This window comes from Bathymodiolus azoricus thioautotrophic gill symbiont, from assembly GCF_001298715.1.
GTDB lineage: Bacteria > Pseudomonadota > Gammaproteobacteria > PS1 > Pseudothioglobaceae > Thiodubiliella.
The window spans coordinates 1-3,632 of record NZ_CDSC02000179.1 but is presented as its reverse complement, the minus strand read 5'-3'; the positions used below and the strand labels follow the sequence as shown (position 1 = coordinate 3,632).

The 3,632-nt window shown below is 42.6% G+C and carries 2 pseudogenes; both read right to left on the bottom strand.

The features are described from left to right. Window positions 1–3,391, bottom strand: a pseudogene (locus tag BAZSYMA_RS03505) (hypothetical protein); the annotation flags it as partial. 12 nt (window positions 3,392–3,403) lie between these two features. After that, window positions 3,404–3,535 (bottom strand): annotated as a pseudogene (locus tag BAZSYMA_RS10640) (integrin alpha); the annotation flags it as partial. Between the last annotated feature and the right edge of the window lie 97 nt (window positions 3,536–3,632).

The window sequence follows — 3,632 nt, the reverse complement described above, 5'->3', positions numbered from 1 at the left end:
CATCGATGTCAGTTTTGCCGAAGATGACATAGGATTTACCTGCGTGTGACTTGCCGTTTGGATTGGCGCCATAAGCACCCACAATTAAATCATCTAAACCATCACCGTTGACATCGCCCGCGCTGGAGACTGATCCGCCACTCAAATCATCCTCTGACTCGCCATTAATAACAAAACCACCTGTGCCAGCGGCAATGGCTGATAATTCAATGGCATTGGTATTGTCTTTTTTGCCAAACACAACATACGATTTACCTGCTTGTGATTTACCGCTTGGAGCGGCCAGATAAGCACCCACAATTAGATCATCTAATCCATCACCATTGACATCACCTGCGTTGGAGACTGAGTAGCCACTATGATCATTCTTTGACTCGCCATTGATAACAAAACCACCTGTGCCAGCGGCAATGGTTGATAATTCAATGACATCGGTATTGTCTTTTTTGCCAAACACAACATACGATTTACCTGCTTGTGATTTACCGCTTAGACTGGCCCGATAAGCACCCACAATTAGATCATCTAATCCATCACCATTGACATCACCTGCGTTGGAGACTGAGTAGCCACTATAATCACTCTTTGACTCGCCCTTGATCACAAAGCCACCAATACCAGAGACAATGTTTGATAAATTAATGGTATTGTTGTCTTGTTTGCCGAATACGACATACGATTGACCTGCGTTTGGTTTACCACTCGGATTGGCACTATTAACACCAATAATTAAATCATCTAAGCCGTCACCATTGACATCGCCTGCGCTAGAGACTGAGTAACCAGCACTATGATCATGTGCTGACTCGTCATTAATAACAAAACCACCTGCGCTAGTGGCAATGGCTGATAAACTAATAGCGGTGTTGTCTTGTTTACCAAATACAACATACGAATTACCTATCTTATAAGTACCCACAATTAAATCATCTAATCCATCACCGTTAACATCACCTGCATTGGAGACTGAGTAACCACTCTCATCACCCATTGACTCACCATTAATAACAAAACCGCCTGTGCCAGCGACAATGGCTGATAATTCAATGGCATTGTTGTCTTGTTTGCCGAACACGACATACGACTTACCTACGTTTGATTTACCACTCAGACTGGCTTGATAAGCACCTACAATTAAATCATCTAATCCATCGCCGTTGACATCACCTGCATTGGAGACTGAGTAACCACTATAATCATTCTCTGACTCACCCTTGATAACAAAACCACCTGTGCCAGCGACAATGGCTGATAATTCAATGGCATTGTTGTCTTGTTTGCCGAACACGACATACGACTTACCTACGTTTGATTTACCACTCAGACTGGCTTGATAAGCACCTACAATTAAATCATCTAATCCATCGCCGTTGACATCACCTGCATTGGAGACTGAGTAACCACTATAATCATTCTCTGACTCACCCTTGATAACAAAGCCACACTTCACTTCTCTAAGTGTTACACCCTTTTGAACCCAAAGTTCAGCATTGGCGTCACCATGAGTGTAAACATGATAAGTGACGCCATTAATAGTTTTTTCAGTTGCTGAATCATCAAAACCAGTGGCAATCACTTCATCACCACTATTTCCCAATACTTTAAGAACATTGGTGCTACTAGAAGCGTGTAATAAATCATCTAAGTTGAGTTTTAGGGTATTGTTGCCTGAGCCTGTAATGTCAATAACTTCAATGTCTTGAATGCGTCTGTCGCTGATCTTGGTTAGATCTAGGGTTAAGCCTGCACCCTGTAATTTAAGGGTGTCAATACCGCCACCGCCATCCACACGAGCACGGTTGCCTACGCCGACTTGCTCTAGTGCGGTGATGTTACTGGCGTTGATAACAATGTCATCGTTGCCTACGCCTGCATTGAATACATCCATACCACCGTTGCCTATTAGGGTGTCGTTGCCTGCGCCAGCAACAAAGATTTCATCTTTAGTGGTGCCAGTAAGAGTGTTGGTATGTTTATTGCCGAGGTAATCAATGGCGTATTTTGACTCATAGCTTAATTTTGATAAATCTATAGATCCAGTATCAGTTTTGCCGAAGATAACATAGGATTTACCTGCAGATGAACTGGCACCATAAGCACCCACAATTAAATCATCTAATCCATCGCCGTTAACATCGCCTGCACTGGAGACTGAGTAGCCACTATAATCGCCCGCTAACTCGCCATTAATAACAAAGCCACCAATACCAGCAGCAATGTCTGATAATTCAATAACATTGGTGTTGTTGTTTTTGCCAAACACAACATACGATTTACCTGCCTTTGTCTTGCCACTTGGATCGGGACCCCAAGCTTCATGTGATTTGCTTGTGTGTGATTTATCTCTTGGAGCAGCTTGATAAGCACCCACAATTAAATCATCTAATCCATCGCCATTAACATCGCCTGCGCTGGAGACTGAGTAGCCACTTACATCATTCGCTGACTCTCCATTGATAACAAAGCCACCTATGCCAGCGGCAATGTCTGATAAGTCAATAGCGGTGTTATCTTTTTTGCCAAACACAACATACGATTTACCTACACCATATTTTTTGATTGAGTGTAAATCGCCCGTCTTAGCCAAGTAAGCACCCACAATTAAATCGTCTAAGCCATCGCCGTTGACATCGCCTGCATTGGAGACTGAGTAGCCACTCTTATCATATGCTGACTCGCCATTGATAACAAAGCCACCTATGCCGTCAGAAATTGCTGATAATTCAATGTGATCGGTGTCTTTTTTGCCGAACACAACATACGATTTACCTGCGTGTATTTTATTGGTTGGACTAGCATACTGAGCACCCACAATTAAATCGTCTAAGCCGTCGCCGTTGACATCACCTGCGTTGGAGACTGAGATGCCACTTACATCATTCGCTGACTCTCCATTGATAACAAAGCCACCTATGCCAGCGACAATGTCTGATAAGTCAATAGTGGTGTTATCTTTTTTGCCGAACACAACATACGATTTACCCGATTCAAATCCTTGACTGTGAGCATATTTAGCACCCACAATCAAATCATCTAAGCCGTCGCCATTGACATCACCTGCGCTGGAGACTGAGTGGCCACTAAAATCATGTGCTGAATCAACCTTGATAACAAAGCCGCTTTTACTAGCAGCAATGGCTGATAATTTAATGGGATCGGTGCCTTGTTTACCGAACACAACATACAATTCAGCTATCTTTATTCTACTAGGGCTAGCAGAACCAATAATTAAATCATCTAAGCCATCGCCGTTGACATCGCCTGCGCTAGAGACTGACCAACCAATATGATCACCCGCTGACGCACTATTAATAACAAAGCCACCTATACCATAGGCAATATCTGATAAATTAATGACATTAGTGTAATCTTGTTTGCCTTTGCCAAACACAACATACGATTTTCCTGCGCTCCATCCTTTGCCTACTTTAGCATTATTAGCACCAATAATTAAATCATCTAAGCCATCGCCGTTGACATCGCCTGCGTTGGAGACTGAGTAGCCACTCCTATCATCTGTTGACTCACCAACAATAACAAAGCCACGCTGTACCCCTTTTTTAGTTGCATAATCATTCCTTTTATTTTTTATAATACCATAAAGCTTTTGTCAATTTTTTAAAAATTCCCCT